This window comes from Methylobacterium sp. AC315 (assembly GCF_979253755.1).
In genome coordinates this window covers 1-233 of the sequence record NZ_CEEDEA010000158.1, presented here as the reverse complement: position 1 = coordinate 233, position 233 = coordinate 1, and the positions used below count along the sequence as shown (strand labels likewise).

The following is a 233-nucleotide window of genomic DNA, read 5'->3' as shown; positions in this document are numbered from 1 at the left end:
TCTCAGGATGCATCAGCCTTAGAATGGACCGTTTGACCTCATCATCCTCCCGCCCGTTCACACCAAGATTCTTCCAATGGTGGTATGTCAGCGAATCTTCGAACCAAGCCGAGGCTATAGTGACTCCCTCAAACCCTAAAAACTTATCAGGCTTCCGAAGTGCATAGACGGTTAGTTGCCCTTTTGATTTTAGGTCGGATTTTAGGTCGTTCAGTGGCTTGGCATGGACGTAG

The 233-nt window shown here is 48.5% G+C and carries 1 protein-coding gene; it reads right to left on the bottom strand.

Annotated elements, in window-relative coordinates; all coding sequences use genetic code 11:
* Window positions 1-233 (bottom strand): hypothetical protein (locus tag AC0IY0_RS29100; RefSeq protein WP_471766520.1); only part of this gene is annotated, 233 nt, incomplete at both ends.